This window comes from Aedoeadaptatus acetigenes, from assembly GCF_025566985.1.
In the GTDB taxonomy this organism is placed as follows: domain Bacteria; phylum Bacillota; class Clostridia; order Tissierellales; family Peptoniphilaceae; genus Aedoeadaptatus; species Aedoeadaptatus acetigenes.
In genome coordinates this window covers 1-1897 of the sequence record NZ_JAOQJD010000031.1, presented here as the reverse complement: position 1 = coordinate 1897, position 1897 = coordinate 1, and the positions used below count along the sequence as shown (strand labels likewise).

General features: G+C 34.4%; 1 protein-coding gene. It reads left to right on the top strand.

The genetic code is table 11. The annotated features are described in order from the left end of the window. Window positions 1-99: 99 nt before the first annotated feature. Window positions 100-1897 (top strand): recombinase family protein (locus tag OCV31_RS09600; RefSeq protein WP_148474675.1); only part of this gene is annotated, 1798 nt, incomplete at its 3' end.

Below are 1897 nucleotides of genomic sequence, written 5' to 3'. Positions count from 1 at the left end.
GGAGTAATAGAATTAAGGAGAACACTTAATCACTATTTTAGTGAAATATGTACTTCTTAATTCTTTTTTTATTGAAAAATTAAGAGAAAGGGGGTAAAAATGAGGAATTTTGAAAAGATAACAGCACTCTATGAGAGATTAAGTCGTGATGATGAACTGCAAGGAGAAAGTAACTCCATCATCAATCAGAAAAAAATACTGGAAGAATACGCAAGCAAAAATAACCTGTCAAACATCATTCACTTTACAGATGACGGAATCAGCGGAACGCAGTTTGACAGACCGGGATTTATGGCAATGATGAACGGAGTCAATCAAGGAAATATTGGTTGTATCATTGTAAAAGATATGAGCAGACTTGGCAGAGATTATCTCAAAGTCGGTCAATGTATGGAGATACTAAGACAAAAGGGCGTAAGACTAATCGCTATCAATGATAATGTAGATAGTTTTTACAGAGAAGATGATTTTACTCCCTTTAGAAATATCATGAATGAATGGTATGCAAGAGATACATCAAGAAAAATACAATCGACTTTCAGGTCAAAAGGCGAAAGTGGGAAACATACTGCAAGCACACCGCCTTATGGCTATATCAAAGATGAAAAAGATAAAAACAAATGGATAGTAGATGAAAAAGCAGCAGAGATAGTAAGGCGAATATTTAACCTGACCATGCAAGGCAATGGTCCGTATCGAATAGCAAAGATATTGGAGAGTGAAAAAGTAGATATACCCGCCTATCATCAACAGAAATTAGGCTATGGACTATATCAAAGCAAAAACTTTGAACATCCCTATCGTTGGTGCAGCTCAACAATAGCAAGCATTTTAAAGAAACAGGAATACTTGGGGCATACAGTCAATTTCAAAACAAGAAAGCACTTCAAGGACAAGAAAAGCAAATATGTATCCGAGGATAACTGGCTTATTTTTGAAAATACACACGAGCCAATCATAGACCAAGAAACCTTTGATAATGTGCAAAGGATAAGAGGAAATGTAAAAAGGTATCCTGACGGTTGGGGAGAATATCACCCACTCACAGGACTAATGCATTGTGCAGATTGTGGGAGCAAGATGTATGTTCATAGAACAAGCAATTATAAGAATATTCCCTATTACACTTGCAGTGCCTATACCAAAACACCTTGTGGCACACTTTGTCCATCAGCACACAGAATAAAAGCAGAAGCGGTCTTAAACCTTATTAGGGAAACACTAAAAGATATTAAAAAATACCTTAATGAAGATAATGAAGCCTTTATCCGTTCCATTCAAAATGAAATGGAAGAAAAGGAAAAAATAGAGATAGAAAAGAAACGCACAAGGCTTATTGACAGCAAAGGAAGATTACAGGAATTAGAAAGACTGATGTGTCGTATCTATGAAGATATGATCCTTAACAAAATACCAAATAGCAGATATGAAATACTAAATAACCAATATGAAACGGAGCAGATAACTTTAAGTAAAGAAATTAAGGATTTGGAGCAGCAGGTATCAAGATATGAAAAAGAAACAGACAGAGCTAAAAAATTTATATCTCTTATCAGTCGTTATGAAAACTTTAATGAACTCACAAACACAATGATAAATGAATTTGTAGAGAAGATTATCATTCATGAAAGGGATAGAAAAGGCAGTCAAACATCAAAGCAAAAGATAGAAATATATTTTAACTTAATAGGGAATTATGAAGTTCCAAAAGAAGAATTAAGCGAAGAAGAAAGATCAAAACTTGAGGAAGAAGAAAGAAAAATCGAAGAAAGAAAAGACAAGCTACATCAAAATTACCTGAAACGAAAAGCAAGCGGAAAACAGAAAGAGTATGAGGATAAATATAAGGCAAGAAGGGAGCAGAAGAAACAAGAGAAATTAAAGGTTTTGAAAAGAG